The organism is Trinickia sp. HAY1-2D, assembly GCF_056754935.1.
On record NZ_JBPGWX010000001.1, the window covers coordinates 313,984 to 334,511 of the forward strand.

At 63.9% G+C, this 20,528-nt stretch carries 20 protein-coding genes; 9 read left to right on the forward strand and 11 right to left on the reverse strand.

Annotation, left to right across the window (positions count from 1 at the left end; all coding sequences use genetic code 11):
* Nucleotides 1-71: 71 nt before the first annotated feature.
* From ACR9ZC_RS01360 to ACR9ZC_RS01395, 8 genes are all read right to left on the reverse strand, one after another.
* Complete coding sequence (locus ACR9ZC_RS01360; RefSeq protein WP_481578806.1) at nucleotides 72-1,508, reverse strand: pyridoxal phosphate-dependent decarboxylase family protein; 1,437 nt, start codon at nucleotides 1,506-1,508, stop codon at nucleotides 72-74.
* 157 nt (nucleotides 1,509-1,665) lie between these two features.
* Entirely contained in the window at nucleotides 1,666-2,700 is a 1,035-nt protein-coding gene (locus ACR9ZC_RS01365; RefSeq protein WP_481578807.1) for an XdhC family protein, read from the reverse strand.
* Complete coding sequence (locus ACR9ZC_RS01370; protein WP_481578808.1) at nucleotides 2,673-3,245, reverse strand: SRPBCC family protein; 573 nt, start codon at nucleotides 3,243-3,245, stop codon at nucleotides 2,673-2,675. Before ACR9ZC_RS01370 ends, ACR9ZC_RS01365 begins: the two co-directional genes overlap by 28 nt.
* Nucleotides 3,236-4,501 (reverse strand): vWA domain-containing protein, encoded by a 1,266-nt coding sequence (locus tag ACR9ZC_RS01375; RefSeq protein ID WP_481578809.1) that lies wholly within the window; start codon nucleotides 4,499-4,501, stop codon nucleotides 3,236-3,238. The genes ACR9ZC_RS01370 and ACR9ZC_RS01375 overlap by 10 nt, the downstream gene beginning before the upstream one ends.
* 3 nt (nucleotides 4,502-4,504) lie before the next feature.
* Nucleotides 4,505-5,392 carry an AAA family ATPase gene (locus tag ACR9ZC_RS01380; RefSeq protein ID WP_481578810.1) on the reverse strand — a complete coding sequence of 296 codons (888 nt, stop codon included), beginning with the start codon at nucleotides 5,390-5,392 and terminating at the stop codon, nucleotides 4,505-4,507.
* A 29-nt stretch (nucleotides 5,393-5,421) separates the two neighbouring features.
* Entirely contained in the window at nucleotides 5,422-6,222 is an 801-nt protein-coding gene (locus ACR9ZC_RS01385; protein WP_481578811.1) for an FAD binding domain-containing protein, read from the reverse strand.
* A gap of 22 nt (nucleotides 6,223-6,244) precedes the next feature.
* Nucleotides 6,245-8,632 (reverse strand): xanthine dehydrogenase family protein molybdopterin-binding subunit, encoded by a 2,388-nt coding sequence (locus ACR9ZC_RS01390; RefSeq protein ID WP_481578812.1) that lies wholly within the window; start codon nucleotides 8,630-8,632, stop codon nucleotides 6,245-6,247.
* Nucleotides 8,629-9,129 carry a (2Fe-2S)-binding protein gene (locus tag ACR9ZC_RS01395; RefSeq protein ID WP_331566418.1) on the reverse strand — a complete coding sequence of 167 codons (501 nt, stop codon included), beginning with the start codon at nucleotides 9,127-9,129 and terminating at the stop codon, nucleotides 8,629-8,631. Before ACR9ZC_RS01395 ends, ACR9ZC_RS01390 begins: the two co-directional genes overlap by 4 nt.
* 250 nt (nucleotides 9,130-9,379) lie before the next feature.
* Between ACR9ZC_RS01395 and vapB the strand changes: the two genes are divergently transcribed.
* The 3 genes from vapB (at nucleotide 9,380) to ACR9ZC_RS01410 (ending at nucleotide 11,339) form a co-directional block, all read left to right on the forward strand.
* Nucleotides 9,380-9,616, forward strand: a complete 237-nt coding sequence (gene vapB / locus ACR9ZC_RS01400) for a type II toxin-antitoxin system VapB family antitoxin (RefSeq protein ID WP_331566416.1) — start codon at nucleotides 9,380-9,382, stop codon at nucleotides 9,614-9,616.
* The gene (locus ACR9ZC_RS01405) at nucleotides 9,616-10,023 is read left to right on the forward strand and encodes a PIN domain-containing protein (protein ID WP_481578813.1); all 408 of its coding nucleotides are present in this window, start codon (nucleotides 9,616-9,618) and stop codon (nucleotides 10,021-10,023) included. Before vapB ends, ACR9ZC_RS01405 begins: the two co-directional genes overlap by 1 nt.
* A gap of 83 nt (nucleotides 10,024-10,106) precedes the next feature.
* Complete coding sequence (locus ACR9ZC_RS01410; protein WP_481578814.1) at nucleotides 10,107-11,339, forward strand: NAD(P)/FAD-dependent oxidoreductase; 1,233 nt, start codon at nucleotides 10,107-10,109, stop codon at nucleotides 11,337-11,339.
* A gap of 32 nt (nucleotides 11,340-11,371) precedes the next feature.
* On the opposite strand, the gene ACR9ZC_RS01415 is transcribed toward ACR9ZC_RS01410, so the two are convergent.
* The gene (locus ACR9ZC_RS01415; RefSeq protein ID WP_481578815.1) at nucleotides 11,372-12,250 is read right to left on the reverse strand and encodes an alpha/beta fold hydrolase; all 879 of its coding nucleotides are present in this window, start codon (nucleotides 12,248-12,250) and stop codon (nucleotides 11,372-11,374) included.
* Between the two features lie 116 nt (nucleotides 12,251-12,366).
* Between ACR9ZC_RS01415 and ACR9ZC_RS01420 the strand changes: the two genes are divergently transcribed.
* The 5 genes from ACR9ZC_RS01420 (at nucleotide 12,367) to ACR9ZC_RS01440 (ending at nucleotide 17,164) form a co-directional block, all read left to right on the forward strand.
* Nucleotides 12,367-13,263, forward strand: coding sequence for a LysR family transcriptional regulator (locus tag ACR9ZC_RS01420; RefSeq protein WP_481578816.1), 897 nt, complete (start codon nucleotides 12,367-12,369; stop codon nucleotides 13,261-13,263).
* Nucleotides 13,264-13,369: 106 nt separating this feature from the next.
* Entirely contained in the window at nucleotides 13,370-14,266 is an 897-nt protein-coding gene (locus ACR9ZC_RS01425) for an NAD-dependent protein deacetylase (protein ID WP_481578817.1), read from the forward strand.
* Between the two features lie 91 nt (nucleotides 14,267-14,357).
* On the forward strand, nucleotides 14,358-15,767 hold the full coding sequence (gndA, locus tag ACR9ZC_RS01430; RefSeq protein WP_481578818.1) for an NADP-dependent phosphogluconate dehydrogenase: 1,410 nt from the start codon (nucleotides 14,358-14,360) through the stop codon (nucleotides 15,765-15,767).
* A gap of 161 nt (nucleotides 15,768-15,928) precedes the next feature.
* Nucleotides 15,929-16,288, forward strand: a complete 360-nt coding sequence (locus ACR9ZC_RS01435; protein WP_331566402.1) for a DUF4148 domain-containing protein — start codon at nucleotides 15,929-15,931, stop codon at nucleotides 16,286-16,288.
* Between the two features lie 189 nt (nucleotides 16,289-16,477).
* Entirely contained in the window at nucleotides 16,478-17,164 is a 687-nt protein-coding gene (locus tag ACR9ZC_RS01440; protein WP_481578819.1) for a murein hydrolase activator EnvC family protein, read from the forward strand.
* A 72-nt stretch (nucleotides 17,165-17,236) separates the two neighbouring features.
* Here ACR9ZC_RS01440 and ACR9ZC_RS01445 read toward each other — a convergent pair whose 3' ends face one another.
* Complete coding sequence (locus ACR9ZC_RS01445) at nucleotides 17,237-17,482, reverse strand: hypothetical protein (protein ID WP_481578820.1); 246 nt, start codon at nucleotides 17,480-17,482, stop codon at nucleotides 17,237-17,239.
* Nucleotides 17,483-17,695: 213 nt separating this feature from the next.
* Here ACR9ZC_RS01445 and ACR9ZC_RS01450 point away from each other — a divergent pair, with 213 nt between their 5' ends.
* Entirely contained in the window at nucleotides 17,696-20,149 is a 2,454-nt protein-coding gene (locus ACR9ZC_RS01450; protein ID WP_481578821.1) for a glycogen/starch/alpha-glucan phosphorylase, read from the forward strand.
* Here the strand turns inward: ACR9ZC_RS01450 and ACR9ZC_RS01455 are convergent.
* On the reverse strand, nucleotides 20,137-20,523 hold the full coding sequence (locus ACR9ZC_RS01455) for a DUF6232 family protein (RefSeq protein ID WP_481578822.1): 387 nt from the start codon (nucleotides 20,521-20,523) through the stop codon (nucleotides 20,137-20,139). The genes ACR9ZC_RS01450 and ACR9ZC_RS01455 overlap by 13 nt on opposite strands.
* Nucleotides 20,524-20,528 lie beyond the last annotated feature (5 nt).

Here is a 20,528-nt window from a genome sequence, read left to right on the forward strand (position 1 = left end):
GGAAAACGGCGCATCGCCTGCGCTCGCGTCCGTGCGCCGGTTGAATCGCTCTTATCTCGGCAAACTTTCGATTATTGCTCGATCCGCGCAGCACGCATGGTGCGTAGCACTTCGGTCACGGCGGCAATGGTGCGCGCCACGGCACTTGCATCGGTCTGCCAATTGCATACCGAAATGCGCATGCACCGTTTCCCGCGCCAAGTCGTGTTGCTGAAAAGCGCCTCACCGGTTCGAAGCACCGCCTCGGTGACGGCGTCGGTCCATGCGTCATGATCGCTTTCGGTTGCATCGGGCCGTGGGTCGACGAAGCGGACCAGGCCTTGATTGATACGCGGCGCCCAGACGAGCTCCACACCCGGCTGTGCGGCTATGCCGACGGCCAATGCGTGCGCCGCCTCGCAACAGCGCTCGACCAGCGCCGCCACGCCTTCGCGGCCGAATTCGCGCAGTGCCGCATAGGTGGCAAACCCGCGGCCCCGCCGCGACCAGACGGGCGTCCAATCCTTCTGTTCGCGAACTGCTTCGTTGTATGAAACATAGCTTGCGTAATGCGACATCGCCGCTCGGTGCGCGTCGGCGTGGGCGACGAATGCAAAGCCGCTGTCGTAGGGCACGTTGAGCCACTTATGCCCATCGGTCGCCCAGGAATCGGCGTGCTCGACGCCGGTCAACAACGACCGGTAGCGTTCGCTCGCATTCGCCCATAGCCCGAAGGCGCCGTCGACATGGACCCATGCGCCGTGGCGATGCGCAAGCGGAATCAGTTCGGAGAACGAATCGTAGGCGCCGATGTTGAGATCTCCCGCCTGCAGCAGGACGATCGTCGGCGTGTCCGGCTCGGCGCGCAGCGCTTCGTCGAGCGTGGCCATTTCCAGTTGACCCATTCGATTCGACGGCAGGGCCTGCACGCATGCGGTGCCCATGCCGAGCAGCCGCACAGCCTGTGTGACGCTGCCGTGGAATTGATCGCTGCTGAGTATCCGGATGCGCGGCGCACCGAAGAGCCCGTCGCGCTCGACCTGCCAGCCCCGTTGTTCGAGCAGGGCATGGCGCGCGGCCGCGAGTGCCGTGACGTGGGCAGTCTGGCAACCGCTCGTGAGCGCGAAGCTTGCATGGGACGGCAGGCCGAGCAGTTCCTTGAGCCATGCGCCGCAGACTTCCTCGACGACAGCCTCGGCCGGTGCGCACGCGAACGACGCGGCGTTTTGATCCCATGCGCTCGTGAGCCAATCCGCGCCGAGCGAAGCAGGCACGGCGCCGCCGATCACCCAGCCGAAGAAGCGGCCGCCCGCGCTTGCGACGATGCCGCCCTCCGTATCGGCCACGAGTTCGTCGATGACGCGCTCGGCCGGTATCGGTGCACGGTTGAGCGGCTTGGCGAGCCGGCTTCGTAATGTTTCAAGCGTGGCGGTAGCGGCGACCGGCCCGTCTTCGAGATTCCCGAGGTGCGAGAGCGCATGATGCAGCGCGCGTTCGAGTGCAGGGCGGAACGGAGAACGTTCGCTCATGACAAATAGTGTCCTTGGTGTTTAGGTGGACGTGCGTAACCGATGCAAACGGGATGCGAACGGCGCTGCGGCAGCGCTTCAGGTCAATGCCCCGCGTTGGCCGCGTTGGCCGCGTTGGCCGTGTTGGCCGCGTTGGCTGCGGTAAGACGCTGAAGCGCTAACTCCGGCTGGCAGCATCGCAAGCCGGATGTTCGCTGCCGGCCCGCTCTCGCGCCGCTTTCGCGCCTTCGACCTGCAGCAGCGTGGGCAACGATACACCGTTCTTGGCGGCCGTTACTTCAGCGAGAATTGAAATGGCGATCTCGGGCGGCGTGCGGCTGCCGATATAAATGCCGACCGGCCCATGCAGCCGCGCGAGTTGCGCGTCGCCAAGATCGAACTCCTTGAGCCGCTCGCGCCGTGCCGCATTGTTTCGACGGGAGCCGAGCGCGCCGACGTAGAAGGCCGGCGTTTTCAGCGCTTCCATCAACGCGAGATCGTCGAGCTTCGGATCGTGCGTCAGCGCGATCACGGCACAGCGTTCGTCGAGCTTCATGTCCGTAACGGTATCGTCCGGCATCGTATGGACGACCGTCGTGCCTGGAATATTCCATTCCTCGGTGTATTCCTCGCGCGGATCGCAAACCGTCACTTGATAGTCCAGGCCCACCGCGATGCTGCAAAGATAACGCGATAGCTGCCCGGCTCCGATGACGAGCATGCGATAGCGCGGGCCATGGATCGTCGATAACGTGTCGCCGTCGAACTGCACGCCGTCGGTTGCCTGCGCGGGCGCGAGCGTGGCCGCGCCCGTTTTCATATCGAGCGTTCGCGCGACGAGCCGGCCGGCTTCGACCGCTCGGTAGAGTTCGTCGATGCCGCTTGCCTTCGTCAGCGGTTCGAGCACGAGTTCGATCGTGCCGCCGCAAGGCAAGCCGAAGCGATGGGCTTCCTCCGCCGTGATGCCGTACTTCACGGCCTCGGGGCTGCTGCCGCCTATGCCGTGGCGGCGCACGCGGTCGATCAGATCGTCTTCGATGCAGCCGCCCGATACGGAACCGGCCACGAGGCCGTCGTCCCGCACGGCGAGCATCGCACCTTGCGGGCGCGGGGACGACCCCCACGTCTTGACCACTGTGACGAGCAATACGCGATGCCCTTCGTCGAGCCAGCGCGCGCTCGATTTCACGACTTCGAGATCCACGCTTTCCATGATTTGTGTCCTTTGCCAGCGGGTGCCTCGTCGGCTGCTTCGCCAGGCTGCGCCGACGCTTCGCTTTCATCAGTGCTTGCGGCGCCTGCTCCTGCTCCTGCCTCACCCGTCATCTGTGCTGTAAAGCGCTTGAAGAATTCGCCCGCGACCTTGCGCGCGGCTCCGTCGACGAGCCGCGAGCCGATCTGCGCGAGCTTGCCGCCCACCTGGGCGTGCGCCGTATACGATAACTTGGTCGACGATTCCCCGTCGGCTTCGAGCGTGACCGCGGCGCTGCCTTTCGCGAAACCGGCGACGCCGCCCTGGCCTTCGAACACGACGGTATAGCTGTTCGGCGGGTCGATGTCGGTCAACGACATGCGTCCCTTGAAATGCGCCTTCACGGGTCCCACGGCGGCGAGCATGGAGACGGTATAGGCATTCTCGCCGTCGGCCTCGATGCTTTCGCAGCCGGGAATGATAGTCCGGAGCACCGCCGTGTCGCGCAGCGCTTCCCATGCGTGCTCGCGCGAGACGGGCAGGACGTATTGCTCGGTCAGTTCCATTGCGGCACTCCTTGGTTCGGCGAAACGGGCATCGGGTGGCGGGGCACGCGCGCGAGATGCTCGAAGTCGTGCGCGAGCGCATCGAGGCTCTCGAGGTTGTGAACAGGGCGATGCGCGTCGACGTGCGGCAGGATCGCGCGCACGCCGCGCGCTCGCGCGGAGAACCCGGCATAGCGCAGCAGCGGATTGAGCCATACGATGCGGTAGGCGTTGCGAGCCAGGCGCGCCATTTCGGCATCGAGCAGTTCGATCGCTTCATGATCGAGGCCATCGGTCACGAGCAACACCGTCGCGCGCCCACCGAGGACGCGCCTGGCCCACTGCCGATTGAATTGCGCCAGTGCCGCGCCGATCCGCGTGCCGCCGGCCCAGTCCTCGACGCTTCGCCCAAGCGCGGCGATCGCCGCATCGGGATCGCGCTCGCGCAGCGCGCGCGTCGCATGCGTGAGGCGTGTACCGAACACGAAGACCTGCAGTCTCTCGCGCGATTGCAGCAGCGCATGGCAGTAATAGAGCACGGCACGAGAGTAGTTGGCCATCGAGCCGGAAATATCGAGCAGCAGGACGAGCGGGGGTTTGCGTTCCCGCACGGCGCGGTACTTCCAGACCAGCCAGTCTCCGCCGACGCGCACGGCTTGGCGCGCGCTGGCACGAACGTCGGCATGGACGCCGTGCGAGGCTGCCCGCAGCCGGCGAGTCGGTTCGGTCGCGAACGACATGCGGCGGTTGCGGATCGCGTGCTGCAACGCGCGCCATTCGTCGGCGGTCAACGTATCGAAATCACGGTGACGAAGGCGCTCTTCGGCGCTGAACGTTGCGTGCGCATTCAGCTCGCGCTGCTGCGGTTCGCTGGCGGCGGGCTTGTCCGACCGAGACGTACGGGTCGCGAGCGCATCCGCCAAGCGGTTGTTGCGCATCGGGGGTGGCACACCGGCACGCGCTTTGGGCAGTAACAGGGCACGCAGCTTCCCCGCCCAATCGGGATCGCGCCAGAACAGATCGAAGGCCGTATCGAAGAATGCCCGCTCATCGGGCGAGTGCGTGAGAATCGCGGCCAGCGCGTCGTGCACGTCGTCGCGCCTTCCGATCTCGATCAGCCGCAGCGCGTCCAATACATCGATTGAATGAGCGGGTGACATCGCCAAGCCTGCCGCGCGCAGCAGCCGCACGAAATGTACGACGTTGCGCGCGAACATCGGCAGTTCCGGGCACGAAGCGGGCGACGCGGGCGATAGTGGCGAGCGGGGCGAGGCCATCGACTACTCCGCTTCGGCCAAGCATCGCGCGATTTGATCGGTATCGAGCCGTGCGAGGTCGTCCTGATACTTGAGCAGCACGCCGAGCGTGTCATGCACGGACTGTGGATCGAGCTCCGAAATCGACAGTGCCGCGAGCGCGCGGCACCAGTCGATCGTTTCCGCGATGCCCGGGGCCTTGAACAGGTCCATCGAGCGCAACCGGTGCACGAACGCCACGACGCGCCGCTGCAGTTGTCCCGCCGCTTCGGGGGCACGCGCCGCGACGATCGCGAGTTCGCGGTCCTGCTCCGGATAGCCGATCCATTGATAGAGGCAGCGGCGCTTGAGCGCGTCATGGACCTCGCGCGTGCGGTTCGACGTGACGATGACGAGCGGCGCCCGCTCTGCGCGTACCGTGCCGTATTCGGGAATCGACACCTGGAAATCCGAAAGCAGTTCGAGCAGAAAGGCCTCGAACGGCTCGTCGGCGCGATCGATTTCATCGATGAGCAGCACACGTTGCGCACCCGGATGTTGCTCGTCAGGCATCAGCGCTTGCAGAAGCGGGCGCTTCAGCAGGAATTCGCTGCGATAGAGCGTATCGTTGCCGGGCCGCTCGCCGGCCGCTTCGGCCAGGCGCAGCGCCATGATTTGGCGCGGGTAATCCCATTCGTAGAGCGCACTGGCCGTGTCCAGCCCTTCGTAGCACTGCAGGCGCAAGAGCGTCGTGCCGAGGATTTCCGAGGCCGCCTTGGCGAGCTCGGTCTTGCCGACGCCCGGCTCGCCTTCGAGAAAAAGCGGCCGGTCCATCCGCAGCGCCAGAAAGAGCGCCGTGGCGAGCTCCCGACTCGCAAAATAGCGGTGCGCCGCGAGTTCGGCGACGGTTGCGTCGATCGTTGCCGGCTGCATCGTGGTCGGTCCGGAGCGAGGGCAGGCCGCTAGCGGGCCCGCTCGACGGCGCGCGCCGCGAGGATCGGAATCAGATGGGCACGATACTCGGCGCTCGCGTGCAAATCCGTGTTCAGTTCGTCGGGAGACAGCGTGACCTGCCGGGCCGCATCGCGCGTGAAATGGCTGCTCAACGCCGCTTCGAGCGCGGACGGTCGAAACACCGAAGGCGCGGCGCCCGTGACGGCAACCCGCACACCATCGGCCCGCTTGGCCACGAACACGCCGACGAGCGCGAATTGGGATGCGGGGTTGCGGAACTTCTCATAGGCGCTTTTTTCCGGCACGGGAAATTCGACGGCAACGATGAGTTCGTCCGGTTCGAGCGCCGTTTCGTACATGCCGACGAAGAAGTCGTCGGCTGCAATGCGTCGGCGATCGGTGACGACCGTCGCGCCCAGAGCGAGCACCGCAGCAGGATAATCGGCGGCAGGGTCGTCGTTGGCGAGCGAGCCGCCCAGCGTGCCGCGGGCGCGCACTTGGCGATCGCCGATCATGCTGGCGAGTTCGGCCAGCCCAGGCACCGTGCGTTGGATGCCGTCATGTTCGGCGACATCCGCATGGCACACGGCGGCGCCGATCGAAACCGTCTGGCTGTCGACGCGAATTTCCTTCAAGGCCGCAATGCGCGTGATGTCGACGAGCTTCGTCGGCTGCGCCAGGCGCAAACGCATGGTCGGCAGCATGCTTTGCCCGCCGCCGAGGTATTTGGCGTCGCTATCCGCCTGCAGGGCCGCCACGGCGGCCTGCGCATCGGCCGCGCGCTCATAGTCGAACGAATATGAATACATGGAGCTGTCTCCTGTCGACCGTTCAATGGACCGACGACTGCGCGGCCTGAATCGCGGACCAGACGCGGTGCGGGGTGGCGGGCATCTGCAGGTCTTTCACGCCAAGCGGCGCGAGGGCGTCGACGATCGCGTTGATGACCGCCGGCGGCGAGCCGATTGCGCCCGCTTCCCCGCATCCCTTGACCCCGAGCGGATTGTGCGTGCACGGTGTGCCTTGACTCGTCTCGACCGTGAACTCGGGCAGATCCGAAGCGCGCGGCATCGCGTAGTCCATGTAGGAGCCCGACAGCAACTGCCCTGTGTCGGGGTCATAGACACAGCGCTCGAGCAGCGCCTGGCCGATACCTTGGCCGAGCCCGCCGTGCACCTGCCCTTCGACGATCATCGGATTGATGACGTTGCCGAAGTCGTCGACAGCGGTGAATCGCTCGATGCGCGTTTCGCCTGTATCGGGGTCCACTTCGACTTCGCAAATATAGGCACCTGACGGGTACGTGAAATTGCTTGGATCGTAGAACGCGTTCTCGTCCAATCCCGGCTCAAGTTCCTCGAGCGGATAGTTGTGCGGAACATAGGCGGCCAGTGCCACTTCGGCGAACGTCTTGGTACGGTCCGTGCCGGCCACACGAAAGACACCGTTGCCGAATTCGATGTCGCTGGCTGAGGCTTCGAGCAGATGTGCCGCGATCTTTTTTGCCTTGGCTTCGATCTTGTCGAGCGCTTTCATGATGGCCGTGCCGCCCACTGCGATCGAGCGCGAACCGTAGGTTCCCATGCCGAATGGAATGCGGCCGGTATCGCCATGGACGATTTCGACCTGGTCCATCGACAGGCCGAGCCGATCGGCGACGACTTGCGCGAACGTCGTTTCGTGCCCCTGCCCGTGGCTGTGCGAGCCGGTGAAGACCGTAACCGTTCCCGTGGGATGCACGCGGACCTCGCCCGCTTCGAACAGGCCGGCGCGTGCGCCAAGGGCGCCCGCGATTTTCGACGGTGCGAGACCGCACGCTTCGATGTAGCACGAGTAGCCGAGGCCGCGCAGCTTGCCGTTTTGCTTCGCCGCGTCGCGGCGCGCCGCAAAGCCCGCCACGTCGGCGAGTTCGATGGCACGTGCGAGGCAGACTTCGTAGTCTCCCGTGTCGTACGTGAGCCCGACGGGTGTCGTGTAGGGAAACGCGCGGATGAAGTTGCGCCTGCGGATTTCAGCGGGGTCCATGCCGAGTTCGTGCGCCGCGGTTTCGACGAGCCGCTCGACGACGTACGTGGCTTCCGGACGTCCCGCCCCACGGTAGGCGTCGACGGGCACCGTGTTCGTAAAGACGGCTTTCACCTCGGCATAAATAGCGGGCGTCGCGTATTGGCCCGCGAGCAGCGTCGCATATAGAATCGTCGGCACGGACGAGGCGAACGTCGACAGATAGGCGCCCATGTTCGCGGTGGTATGCACGCGCATCGCAAGAAAACGGCCGTCGCCATCGAGCGCGAGTTCCGCTTTCGTCACATGATCGCGGCCGTGCGCATCGGAGACGAACGATTCCGAACGTTCCGCCGTCCATTTGACGGGGCGGCCGATGCGCTTGGACGCCCAGGTCAGCGCGACATCCTCGCCGTAGAGAAAGATCTTCGAGCCGAATCCGCCGCCGACGTCGGGCGCGACGATGCGCAGCTTCGATTCCGGCAGCGACAGAACGAACGCCGCCATCAGGAGCCGCTCGACATGCGGGTTCTGATTGGCGACGTAGACGGTGTAGCTTTCGTCTTGCCGCGAGTAACTCGCATTGACCGCGCGCGGTTCGACGGCGTTCGGCACGAGGCGGTTGTTCACGATCTCGAGCGTCGTGACATGTGCGGCCTGCGCGAAGGCTGCGTCGGTCGCGGCTTTGTCGCCGTGGCCCCAGGTATAGCAGACGTTGTCGGGAACCTCGTCGTGCACGGCGGGTTGACCCGAGTCGGCTGCGCGGGCGGTGTCCGCCACGGCCGGTAGCAGGTCGTAATCCACTGTCACGAGTTCGGCTGCGTCCTTGGCCGCTTTGGCAGTCTCGGCGATGACGAGCGCGATCGGGTCGCCCACGTGCCGGACCTTGCCCGTGGCCAGGACCGGATGCGGCGGCTCGCGCATCGGCGAGCCGTCGGTGCTGTGGATGAGCCAGCCGCAGGGCAGGCCGCCCACTTTCTCGGCGGCGAGATCGGCGCCCGTGAAGACGGCGATGACGCCGGGCGCGCCGCGCGCTGCTTCCACGTCGATTTTGCCGAGACGCGCATGCGCATGGGGCGAGCGCACGAACATGCCGTAGGTTTGCTGCGGCAGCACGATGTCGTCGGTGTATTGCCCGGCGCCTGTGAGGAATCGGTAGTCTTCCTTGCGTTTGACGGAGGCTCCGATCAGGCGGCGTTCTTCAGGTGCGTTCATGATGGCTCCCGTACGGTCGATGCCGCCTGTTGGCGCATGCCTGCCGCGCCCTCGAGTACCGCTTTGACGATGTTGTGATAGCCGGTGCAGCGGCAGAAGTTTCCGTCGAGCTGACGGCGCACGTCGTCGGCACTGGCATCGGGCTTGGCCGCGATCAGCGCGGTGGCGCTCATGACCATGCCCGGTGTGCAAAAGCCGCACTGAAGGCCGTGGCATTCGCGAAAGGCGGCTTGCATCGGATGCAGGGCACCGTCTTCGGCGAGCCCCTCGATGGTGGTCAGCCGGGCACCGTCGGCTTGGACGGCGAGGACATTGCAGGCTTTGACGGCGCGTCCATCCATATGGATCGTGCAGGCGCCGCACTGGGCGGTATCGCAGCCGACATGCGTGCCGGTCAGGCGCAATGTATCGCGGAGGAAATGGACTAGAAGTGTGTGAGGCTCGACTTCGGCGCTCACCGGGGCGCCGTTGACTGTCAGACTGATGCTGATTGCCATGGATTGTCTCCGGTCGGCCAGAGTCGGGCAAGGCAGGGGGGCGACAGCCGGCACCTTCGATGCGTGCAGTGCCGCTTGTCCGGCTATAGCGCGTTATTTTCTAGATGCACCGGGAAGTAAAGCACAATTTGGCGGGCTCTGCTGTTATAGGAGACCCTCGATGGCCTCAAAACATGTACACACACGGATTTACGTTGTGCCGGATCCGCGCTATAGTACATCCATCGTACATCCGCGGACGGGCTTAACGATGCATACGACCAGGGTTTTCAAGAACGGCAATTCGCAGGCAGTGCGTATCCCCGCCGATCTGGCGTACGAGCGCACGGACGTGGAGCTCGAGATCGAGCGTGTCGGGGACGAGCTCCGCATTCGGCCGGCGCGTCGAGCGCTGGGCGGGGTGCTCAAGAAGTTCGCCAGATTCGGGCCGGATTTCATGTCCGAGGGGCGCGGCAGCCAGGAGCAAACAGAGCGCGAGGCACTCTGATGCCGCGCTTCATGCTCGACACCAACATGTGCATCTACTTGATGAAGAACCAGCCGGAGCAGGTGGCGGAGCGCTTCGCACAATGCTACGTCGGCGACGTCGTGATGTCGGCCATTACCTATGCGGAATTGGAGAACGGTGTCGCGGCCTCGGCCAACCACGCACGCGAGCGACGGAATCTCGCTGCGCTGATCGAGGACATCCCGGTCGCGCCCTTCGATGTCGCCGCCGCCAGGGCCTATGGGCCGGTCCGCGAGGCGACGCGCGAGCGAAAGAAAGATCATCTCGACAAGCTCATTGCGGCGCATGCGTTGGCGCTCGATATTGTGCTCGTCACCAACAACGAACGCGACTTCGCCGCCTATCCAGGCCTGAAGCTGGAAAACTGGATGAGCGGCGCGGCGTAGAGGCGAAGGAACGAGGCGGTCCGGCATGGAGTCGTGTGCCGTTGCGTCGTTTCAGCCGCAAACATGGGGCATGTTAACTTCCGATGAAATTCGACACTCTCGTGCTTGGCGCCGGCATGGTCGGCGTTTCGATCGCCGCTCACTTGCAGCAGCGCGGTCTGTCCGTAGCGCTCGTCGACCGAAAAGCGCCCGGCAATGAAACTTCGTTCGGTAACGCGGGACTGATCCAACGGGAGGGCGTTTATCCGTACGCCTTTCCGCGCGGGCTCGGCACGCTGCTCGGCTATGCGGGAAACCGCGCACTCGATGTCCGGTATCACCCCGGTGCGATGTTCAAGCTCGCACCGTTTCTCTGGCGGTACTGGCGCAATTCGGCCCCCGATCGTCACATCGCCATTGCGCGCGCCTATTCCACGTTGATCGAACACTGTGTCAGCGAGCACAAGGCGCTGGCAGCGGCCGCCGGCGCGGCGGACATGTTGCGTCCGACCGGCTGGATACGGGTCTTCCGCACCGCGGCCAAATTCGACGAGGAATTGAAGACGGCCGAGCGCTCGCAGCGCGAGTACGGCATCGAGTACGACGTGCTCGATGCGGCAGCGCTTCACGCCGCGGAGCCCGATCTGTCATCGGCTCTCATCGGCGGCGTGCGCTACGGGCAATCGTATTCGGTAGCGGATCCGAATGCCCTCGTCACGGCGTACGCCCGTTATTTCGAGCGGCTGGGCGGGCGCATCGTTTTCGGCGACGCGAGGACGCTCGAGCCGCATTGGCGGGTGAACACGGAGGAGGGCGTGCTGGAAGCCGATTCGGCCGTAGTCGCACTCGGGCCGTGGTCTCAGCCCCTCAGCGCCAGGCTCGGCTATCGGCTTTCGCTCGGCATCAAGCGCGGGTACCACATGCACTACCGCGCAAAATCGGGGGCGCGCCTCAATCATCCCGTCCTCGATGTCGAAAAGGGCTATCTGCTCGCACCGATGGCACGCGGGATCCGGCTCACGACGGGGGCGGAGCTTGCGTTGCTCGACGAGCCGAAGACGCCAGATCAGCTCGAGGCTGTCGAGCCGATCGCCCGGGACTTGTTTCCCCTCGGCGAGCGAGTCGATTCGGAACCGTGGATGGGGCAACGTCCGTGCACGAGCGACATGCTGCCTGTCATCGGTCCGGCCACGCGGCACCCGGGTCTATGGTTCGCATTCGGGCACGCGCATCATGGGTTCACACTGGGCCCGGTGACGGGGCGCCTTATCGCCGATATGGTCACGGGCGCCAAGCCCTTCGTGGATCCGCGCCCGTTCCGCATCGATCGGTTTTGAGCGCGTGTCGAATCGGTCGGTAACCCGCTCGGTCAAGAACGCCCGAGTTCCGTCAGAAAGGCATGTGTCAGCGCGCTGATCTCATCGCAGGCCTCGTCGAGTGCGAAGTGGCCCGCGTCCAGCAGATGGATTCGGGCGTCGGGTAGCTCGCGTCCGTATGCGTGTGCGCCTTCCACCGTGAACGACGCATCGTACTTGCCCCAGACGACGAGCGTGGGCGGGCGGTGTTCGCGCAGGTAACGCTGCCATTGAGGGTATCGCTCGACGTTGTTCCGGTAGTCATAAAAGAGTTCAGTTTGGATGTCGATCTGCCCTGGGCGCGACAAAAAGGCGAATTCGTCGTTCCAGGTATCGGGATCGTAGCGATCCGGATGCGGACTCGTTCCCACGTGACGCAAGCGCGTAGCCTCATATGACAGCAAGCTCGTGCGTAACGCGGCCTCATGCGTTGCCCGGTCCTTCCAAAAGGCCTTGCGGACTTCCCACAACGGACCCAAACCTTCCACATGTGCGACGGCGTTCTGCACGATCAGGCCGCGGATACGCTCCGGATGCGCCTGCGCAAGACGAAAGCCGACCGGGCCGCCGTAGTCCTGCACGAACAACGTGAAACGGCGCAACTCGAGCGTTTCGATGAAACGCTCCATCACGCCGGCGAGCGAATCGAAAGTGTAAGCAAACGCGCTCGGCGCAGGCGCGCTGCTATGTCCGAAGCCGGGATAGTCCGGCGCGATGACACGAAACTGATTCGAGAGCAGCGGCATCAACGTTTCGTACATGCGTGACGCCGACGGAAAGCCGTGCAGCAGCAGGAGAACCGGTGCGTCTTGCGGGCCCGCTTCGCGATAGAAAATGTCGAGTCCGTCGATCTGTACGGTGCGGTAACGCATGCTTGCGCGGGTCGAGTCCATCTTCGTTCTCCTGCGGTTGGGTATGAAAGAGTCGATGGGACAGATGCTACTCTGCGAAAACGAATTGATAATTAGCCGGCATGTGGATTTAATATCCCGTTTTTGGGGAGAATAATGTGCAATCGCTGCGTGAACTGGAAACCTTTGTTGCGATAGCCGAGGAAGGGAGTCTGACTGCCGCCGGACGCCGCCTGGGCCGTTCGCTGCAGGCCGTGAGCCGCGGGTTGCAGACGTTGGAGCAGTCGATGGGCGTCACGCTCGTCTTGAGGACGACACGCACGTTGCAACTGAGCCCCGCCGGGGCGCGGTTCTATGAACGCGTCAAAGCCGTTCTCGCGGATCTCGAGATTGCGCGTACCGAACTGGCGGAGGATGCGAAGCGGCTGACGGGACGGCTGCGTATTCATGCGCCCACGCTCTTCGGCCCTCGGTATGTCGTGCCGCTCGTGGCCGAATTCCTCGCCCGCCATCCTGAACTTCAGGCGTCGTTGGAGTTCGACGACGAATTGCGCGATCCGCCGGAAAGCGGGGCCGACCTCACGCTGCGCGTCGGTGCCACGCCCGATTCGCGCCTCGTCGCGCGGCAGCTTGGGCACGTGCGTCGCGTCGCATTCGCGGCGGCCTCGTATCTTGCCGAGCACGGCCATCCTCGGACGCCCGAAGACCTCGGCGCGCATGAGTGCGTGATTCGAACCGGTGTGCCCAACGCCAATCGCTGGACGTTCGATTCGCGCGACGGCGCGCGGCATTCGGTTCTCGTTTCAGGGCGTATCGAATGCAATCGACTCGCCGCCGTCAATGCCGCGGTGGCGGAGGGGATGGGCGTGGGGCTCGCCGCATTCTGGCAGATTCGCGAGCTCATCGAAGCGGGCCGCGTGGAGATCGTCCTGCCCGAATACGAGCCGGCACCGCTGCCGCTTTGCGCTGTCTGGATGCGCACGCGGAAGATGCCGGCCCGCTTGCGCCTGCTGATCGATTTCCTGGCCGCGCGGCTCGCGGGCGAGCGGCTGTAGGCCCGGCCACGGATCCGCGGGTTGCCGGCACGCCGGTTCGGAACGGCGTAGAATTCGCGTCGTCGCGCCGCATCGACGGCAGCGGCATCGCTCACTTTGCCGTGCCATGACTGAATCCACCGCAGTAACCGCGCATTCGTCACCGTCTTCAACGGCCGCCGCCGCGAACGGCGAAACGTGCGCGGATGCGCTCGAAGCGTTGTGCGCTTTCGTGCAGCGGCATCCGCGCCTTTTTGTCTTGACCGGGGCCGGCATCAGCACGGACTCCGGTATTCCCGGCTATCGCGACGCCGACGGCAATTGGATGCGCGCGCAACCGATCGAGTACAAGGCGTTCGTGAGCTCCGAGCCTGCACGGCGCCGCTACTGGGCGCGCAGCATGGTGGGCTGGCCGATGCTGGCCGAAGCTCGCCCGAATGCTGCGCATCGCGCCCTCGCGCGCCTCGAGCAAGCCGCTCGCGTCGCCACGCTCGTGACCCAGAACGTGGACGGGCTGCACCAACGCGCTGGGAGCAATCGTGTCATCGAGCTGCATGGCAGCATACGCGACGTGATCTGTCTCGCCTGCGGTGCCGGGCATTCGCGTGAGTCGGTGCAAGACATCCTCGCGGCGGAGAACCCGGGGCTCGCCGGTGCGTTCGCCCAGCCGTCCGCGGATGGCGATGCACACCTCGAATGGGCGGACCTGGACACGTTCCATGTGCCGGCATGTCCGCACTGCGGCGGCATGCTGAAACCGTCGGTCGTCTTTTTCGGCGAGAACGTGCCGCGCTCGACCGTGGAGGCGGCTGCCGCGGCGCTGGAGGCGGCCGACGCGATGCTCGTGATCGGCTCGTCGTTGATGGTGTATTCCGGTTATCGGTTTTGCGTCTGGGCGGCGCGTGCAGGCATGCCCGTTGCCGCAGTCAATCTTGGGCGCACGCGCGCGGATGCGATGCTGGCGCTGAAGGTGGCGGCTCCGTGCGGCGATGCGTTGGCGGCATTGGCCGAACGCATGGCGTAACCTGTTTCCTCTCAATCGTCGACGGACGAAGTTCCGTCGTGCCGCGCGGCAAACGGGCCGTCGCAGGCAGCGTTCCAAGGAGAATTCGACAATGGGCAAACCCGCCATCGGTGTCATCGGCCTCGCCGTCATGGGCCGCAATCTCGCGCTGAATATCGAAAGCCGCGGCCATGACGTGGCGATCTATAACCGCAGCCGTGCGAAGACGGACGATATGCTGGCCGCGTGCGCCGGGCGCCGGCTCGTTCCCGCCTATTCGCTCGAAGAATTCGTCGCGTCGCTCGAGAAGCCTCGCCGCATTCTCATGATGGTCAAGGCGGGCGAGCCGACGGACGCGACGATCGCCGCGCTCAGACCGCTGCTCGAGCCGGGCGACATTTTGATCGACGGCGGCAATACGCACTTCACCGACACGATCCGCCGCAACCAGGATCTCGCGAAATCGGGCCTGCACTTCATCGGCACCGGTGTATCCGGTGGCGAGGAGGGCGCGCTCAAGGGGCCATCGATCATGCCGGGCGGCCAGCGCGAGGCTTACGATCTCGTTGCGCCGATCCTGACCGAAATTGCGGCGAAGGCGCCCGACGGGGAACCCTGCGTGGCCTATATGGGCCCCGACGGCGCGGGCCATTTCGTCAAAATGGTCCACAACGGAATCGAGTACGGCGACATGCAATTGATTGCGGAAAGCTATGCCGTACTCAAGCAGGTGGCAGGACTCTCGAATGCCGAACTCGGCAGCGTCTACCGCGAGTGGAACGCGGGCGAGCTCGACAGCTATCTGATCGAGATCACCGCAAAGATTTTCGACAAGCGCGACGACGAAACCGGGAAGGATCTCGTCGACGTCATTCTCGACCGTGCGGCGCAAAAGGGAACCGGCAAATGGACGAGCCAGAACGCGCTCGATCTGGGCGTACCGCTGCCGCTCATCACGGAATCGGTGTTCGCACGCGTGCTTTCATCGTTGAAAACCCAACGCGTGGCGGCGAGCAAGGTGCTGTCCGGGCCGCAGCCGAAGGCAATGGCGGGCGAGCGCGACGCGTTCATCGAAGCGGTCCGGCGTGCGCTCTACTTCAGCAAGGTCATTTCGTACGCACAAGGATTTGCGCAATTGGCGGCCGCGTCGCAGGAATACGGCTGGAATCTCGACTTCGGTACGATCGCGAAGATTTTCCGGGCTGGCTGCATCATTCGCGCGCGCTTCCTGCAAAAGATCACCGACGCGTACAGGAGCGATCCGCGGTTGCCGAACCTGCTGCTCGATCCGTACTTCCGGACTATTTCGGAGAACTATCAATCGGCACTGCGCGACGTGGTGGTCTCGGCTGTGACGGCGGGCGTGCCGGTACCCGCGTTCGCATCGGCCATCGCTTATTTCGACGGCTATCGCGCCGAACGGCTGCCGGCCAACCTCATTCAGGCACAGCGCGATTTCTTCGGCGCGCACACGTTCGAGCGGGTGGATAAGGAAGGTAGCTTCCACGCGCATTGGTCTTGACGGTTTTGCGAGGACCTACGGAGATTGACAGGGATTGTTGCAGGACCGGAAACACTATTTGACCAAAATAGTGGTTTTCCCTAAGTCCTCAGATGACTAGACTGAACTCAATCGCTTCAGACATGGTGTGTGGGGCGAATACCAATACCGGAGGTCTAGTCATGAAATCCCTGATCTATGCAGTGGTTGCCGCTTCTGTCCTCGCCACCCCGCTCGCCTCGATGGCGCAAACGCAATCGAACCAGCCTGTCACCCGCGAACAAGTCCGGCAGGATCTGATTCGCCTCGAACAAGCGGGTTTTGAACCACGTGCAAACGACATCTATTACCCCGCGAACATTCAGGCGGCCGAAGCGCGTGCCTATGGCACGCAAGGGCAGGCAGTCGCGGATACGTCCGCAACGGCCGCAGATAACAGCGGCTATGGCGGTGTAGCGGGCCAAAGCGGCCAATCGGGTGCGCCCGCTGCCGAGCGTCCCGCGGACTCGAGCGGCGGACACTCGCTGTTTTTCGGTCAGTAAGCATCGCAAGATCGCGTGATTGCAATCGATGCGTAATAAACGTAATCGAAGCGAAAGCGGCGCGATCGATTGAGTCGACCGTTTGAAGCGAACCGGCTCGTGCTCTCGAAGGAGGCGCGAGCCGGTTTCGTTTTGGCGTCCCCGCGTTAATATGTGCCATTCTCGGCTGACTAGGGAGACGCTCGCTTCATGAAAATCGATCGCAGCAGAGTGTTGACGGTGTTGTGTGCGGCTGGCGCGATGTGGGTCGCAGGTTGTACGACCGAACAATGGCCCGGCTCGCGCGGCAACGCCGCGCAATGGAATGCGCCACCGCGTCCAGTCGCCGTGCAGCCCGGCTATTATCGCGTCGCGCCCGGCGATACGCTGGCCAGTGTTGCGGCGGGCTTCGGCCAGCGGCCGCAGGAGATTGCCGAATGGAACCGGCTGCCGGCCACGGCCTCGCTCGTCCCGGGACAAGTGCTGCGCGTGGCGCCGCCGGTCGGCGCGAATGCGAACGCCGGCGGCGGTCCTGCGATTCACTTTGCGTGGCCCGCTTATGGGCAGGTGCTCAAGTCGATGCAGGCCGGCGGCTCGAAAGGCATTGTCATTGCTGGTAGGGCGGAGGACCCGGTGCGTGCCGCTGCCGACGGAACGGTCATCTATGTCGGCAACGCGATCCAGCAATACGCAGCCCTGGTCGTCGTGAAGCATGGCGACGGAATCGTCACAGCGTATGCAGTGAACGGTCCGGTTGCCGTCAGCGAGGGCGACAACGTGCGCAAGGGGCAACAGATCGCCCAGATGGGCACCGACAAGACGGGCCGCAGCACGTTGCAGTTCGAAATTCGCCGCGATGGCACGCCTATGGATCCGCTCGCCTATCTGCCGCGCTAGCAGCCGGCAGATCGTCGAGCAACAAATCGCGCCACTGTGCCGCCGAGCCGATGCTGATGCCGATGCCCGGGCTCAGGCCAGCGACGCAAGCACGATCGAAAGCTTGCGGCTATGCGCGCGGAACGCGTCGATGGTATCGCGCTCGCTTTCAGGGCTGACGTGTGCAAGTTCGGCGCGCTCGACTTGCGCCTGATATTCGTCGACGACTCTGAGACGCGTCTCGGGCGGCAATGCTCGAATCAGCGAAACCATCAACAGCTCCTGCGCGTGGATCATGCCGAGCACGGCTTGCGTGTTGGTATGGATATGCGTCGTCATGTCGGTCTCCTGGGCACTGTCGACGCTTCAATCATAGTGCAGCGATTCCGATGCCCCTATGCCGTGACCTCGCATTTTTTTGCGTTTTATTTAGCACTCCGATGCGCTCCGCAAGCCATCAAAAAGGCGTAATCTGACTCCTCGCGGCACGCGCCCACTGGCGCCAGTCGAGGGTAGCAATGCGCATGCCGCCATGCTAACCAGGAGGGCTCGATGACAGCCGTCGATCTGGAATTCGACCAGCTCAACAGCACAGTTGAAGCGCTGCGGCGCTCTATCTCCAACCGCTTGATCTACGGTGTCGGCAAGGATGCTGTCGCGGCCCGGCCGCAAGACTGGCTCAATGCCGCAGCCCTCGCGGTGCGCGACAGACTCGTCGCGCGCTGGATGAAAACCACGCGTCTGCAATACGAGCAGGACGTCAAACGCGTCTACTACCTGTCGATGGAGTTTCTGATCGGCCGCACGTTTACGAACGCGCTGCTTGCCCTTGGCATTTACGACCAGATGAACGAAGCGCTCGCGAGCCTCGGTGTGGATATGTCCGTGGTGACCGAACTCGAGCCGGACGCCGCGCTCGGCAACGGAGGTCTCGGACGGCTCGCGGCGTGCTTCCTCGATTCGATGGCTACGCTAGCGGTCCCGGGCTTCGGCTACGGCATCCGTTACGACTACGGCATGTTTCGCCAGCAGATCGTCGACGGCGAACAAGTCGAGACGCCGGACTATTGGCTGCGCGCCGGCAACCCTTGGGAGTTTCAGCGCCCCGAAGTGCAATACATCGTCCATTTCGGCGGACGCACGATTCAGCACGGGGACCGCGTCGAGTGGGTGGAGACCGAGCACGTCAACGCCATGGCTTACGACACCGTGATCCCGGGCTTTGGCACGAGCGCGACGAATACCTTGCGGCTATGGTCTGCGCGCGCGACGGAAGAACTCGATCTGTCGGCGTTCAACCAGGGCGACTATCGTCGTGCGGTCGAGGCAAAGGAGTATTCCGAAAACGTCTCGCGGTTGCTCTACCCCGACGATTCGACACCAGCGGGGCGCGAGCTGCGGTTGCGGCAGGAGTACTTCTTCGTTTCGGCGACGATGCAAGATCTCATTCGCCGCTATCAGCGCACGCATAGCACGTTCGGCCGGTTCGCGGAGAAAGTCGCGATTCATCTGAACGACACGCATCCGGTGCTGGCCATTCCCGAGCTGATGCGACTGCTCGTCGACGTTCACCAGGTGCAGTGGGATCGGGCGTGGAAAATGGTGCAGCAGGTGTTCTCTTACACCAACCATACGCTGATGCCGGAAGCACTGGAGACGTGGGACGTCGATATGCTCGCGCGGCTTTTGCCGCGGCATCTCGAAATCATCTTCGAGATCAACGCGAACTTCCTCAAGGAGGCGAGCGAGCATTTCGGACATGACGTCGAGCTGATCCGGCGCATTTCTCTTGTCGACGAGTACGGGCAACGCCGCGTGCGTATGGCGCATCTCGCGATCGTGGCGAGCCAGAAGGTCAACGGGGTTTCGAAGCTTCACTCGCAATTGATGGAGCGCGAGTTCTTCAACGATTTCGCGCGCATGTTTCCAGAACGCTTCACCAATGTCACGAACGGCATCACGCCGCGCCGGTGGCTCGCTCAGGCGAGCCGGCCGCTTTCCTCGCTCATCGATTCGAGCATCGGAACGAACTGGCGCAAGGATCTCTTCGAATTATCCAAGCTCCGCGAATTCAAGGAAGATGCCGAATTCGTTGCCGCATTTCGGGCCGCGAAGCGCCGCAACAAGATTCGTCTTGCCCACCGGCTTTTGCACCATACGGGCGTTGCCGTTCACCCGGATGCGCTCTTCGATATGCAGGTCAAGCGGATCCACGAATACAAGCGGCAATTGCTGAACTTGCTGCATGTCATCGTCCGCTATAACCAGATCCGAGCGCATCCCGACGAAGACTGGGTACCGCGCGTGGCTATTTTTGCGGGCAAGGCCGCTTCGGCCTACAAGATGGCGAAAACGATCATTCGCCTCATTGGCGATGTTGCACAGACGATCAACGGGGACCCGGTCGTCGGCGACCGCCTGAAAGTCGTCTTCGTGCCCAATTACGGCGTGAGTTTGGCCGAGACGATGATTCCCGCGGCCGACCTGTCCGAACAGATATCGATGGCGGGCACGGAAGCGTCCGGTACCGGGAACATGAAGCTTGCATTGAACGGCGCGCTGACGATCGGAACGATGGACGGTGCCAACATCGAGATCTGCGATGCAGTCGGACGCGAGAACATGTTCATCTTTGGGTTGAACGCGAGCGAAGTCGGCGAATTGCGAGCGAGCGGTTATCGGCCGCGGCAAATCTATGAGGAGAACGAAGCGTTACGCCACGCACTCGATCAGATCCGCACCGGATACTTTTCCAACGGCGACTCCCACCGCTTTTCGGACATCTTTCATACGCTTGTCGACTGGGGCGATCACTACATGGTGCTGGCCGATTTCGCCGCGTTTGCGCGAGCGCAGGAGGCAGTGGACGCACGTTTTCGCAATCCGCGCGCGTGGACGGCGAGCGCGATCGAGAACGTGGCGGGCATGGGACAGTTTTCGTCGGACCGGACGATTGCCGAATACGCGCGCGATATCTGGCGCGTCAAGCCGGTTCAGACGGGCTGAGCGGAGCGGCCGAGTGCGTCGCGCAAAACTCGTTCGACGTGCTCGGCGAAGGCGCGGTCGGGACTCGTCAGCGCTTCGCGCTCGCCGTTCGCCGTTGTGACGATGAGCCGGTGCGTGACATCCTGCGTGTACCAGGTAAGTCCCCCGACGACGACGAGCATCACGCCGACAACAAGTGCGGCGCTGCTGCCATAGATGCCGCCCGCTATGGCTGCGGCGGCGCCGAGGACCGAAATGCAGACCGGCAGCACTTTGTTCTTGTGCACCGTGACGACGCGCACCTCGCGAATCTCGCGCAGCGGAAACATCTGGCCGCCCGCACTGAGTCCGCCGCGTGTGATCGTCACGCCGCGTTCGTTGAACGTGTTTTCCATTGAGG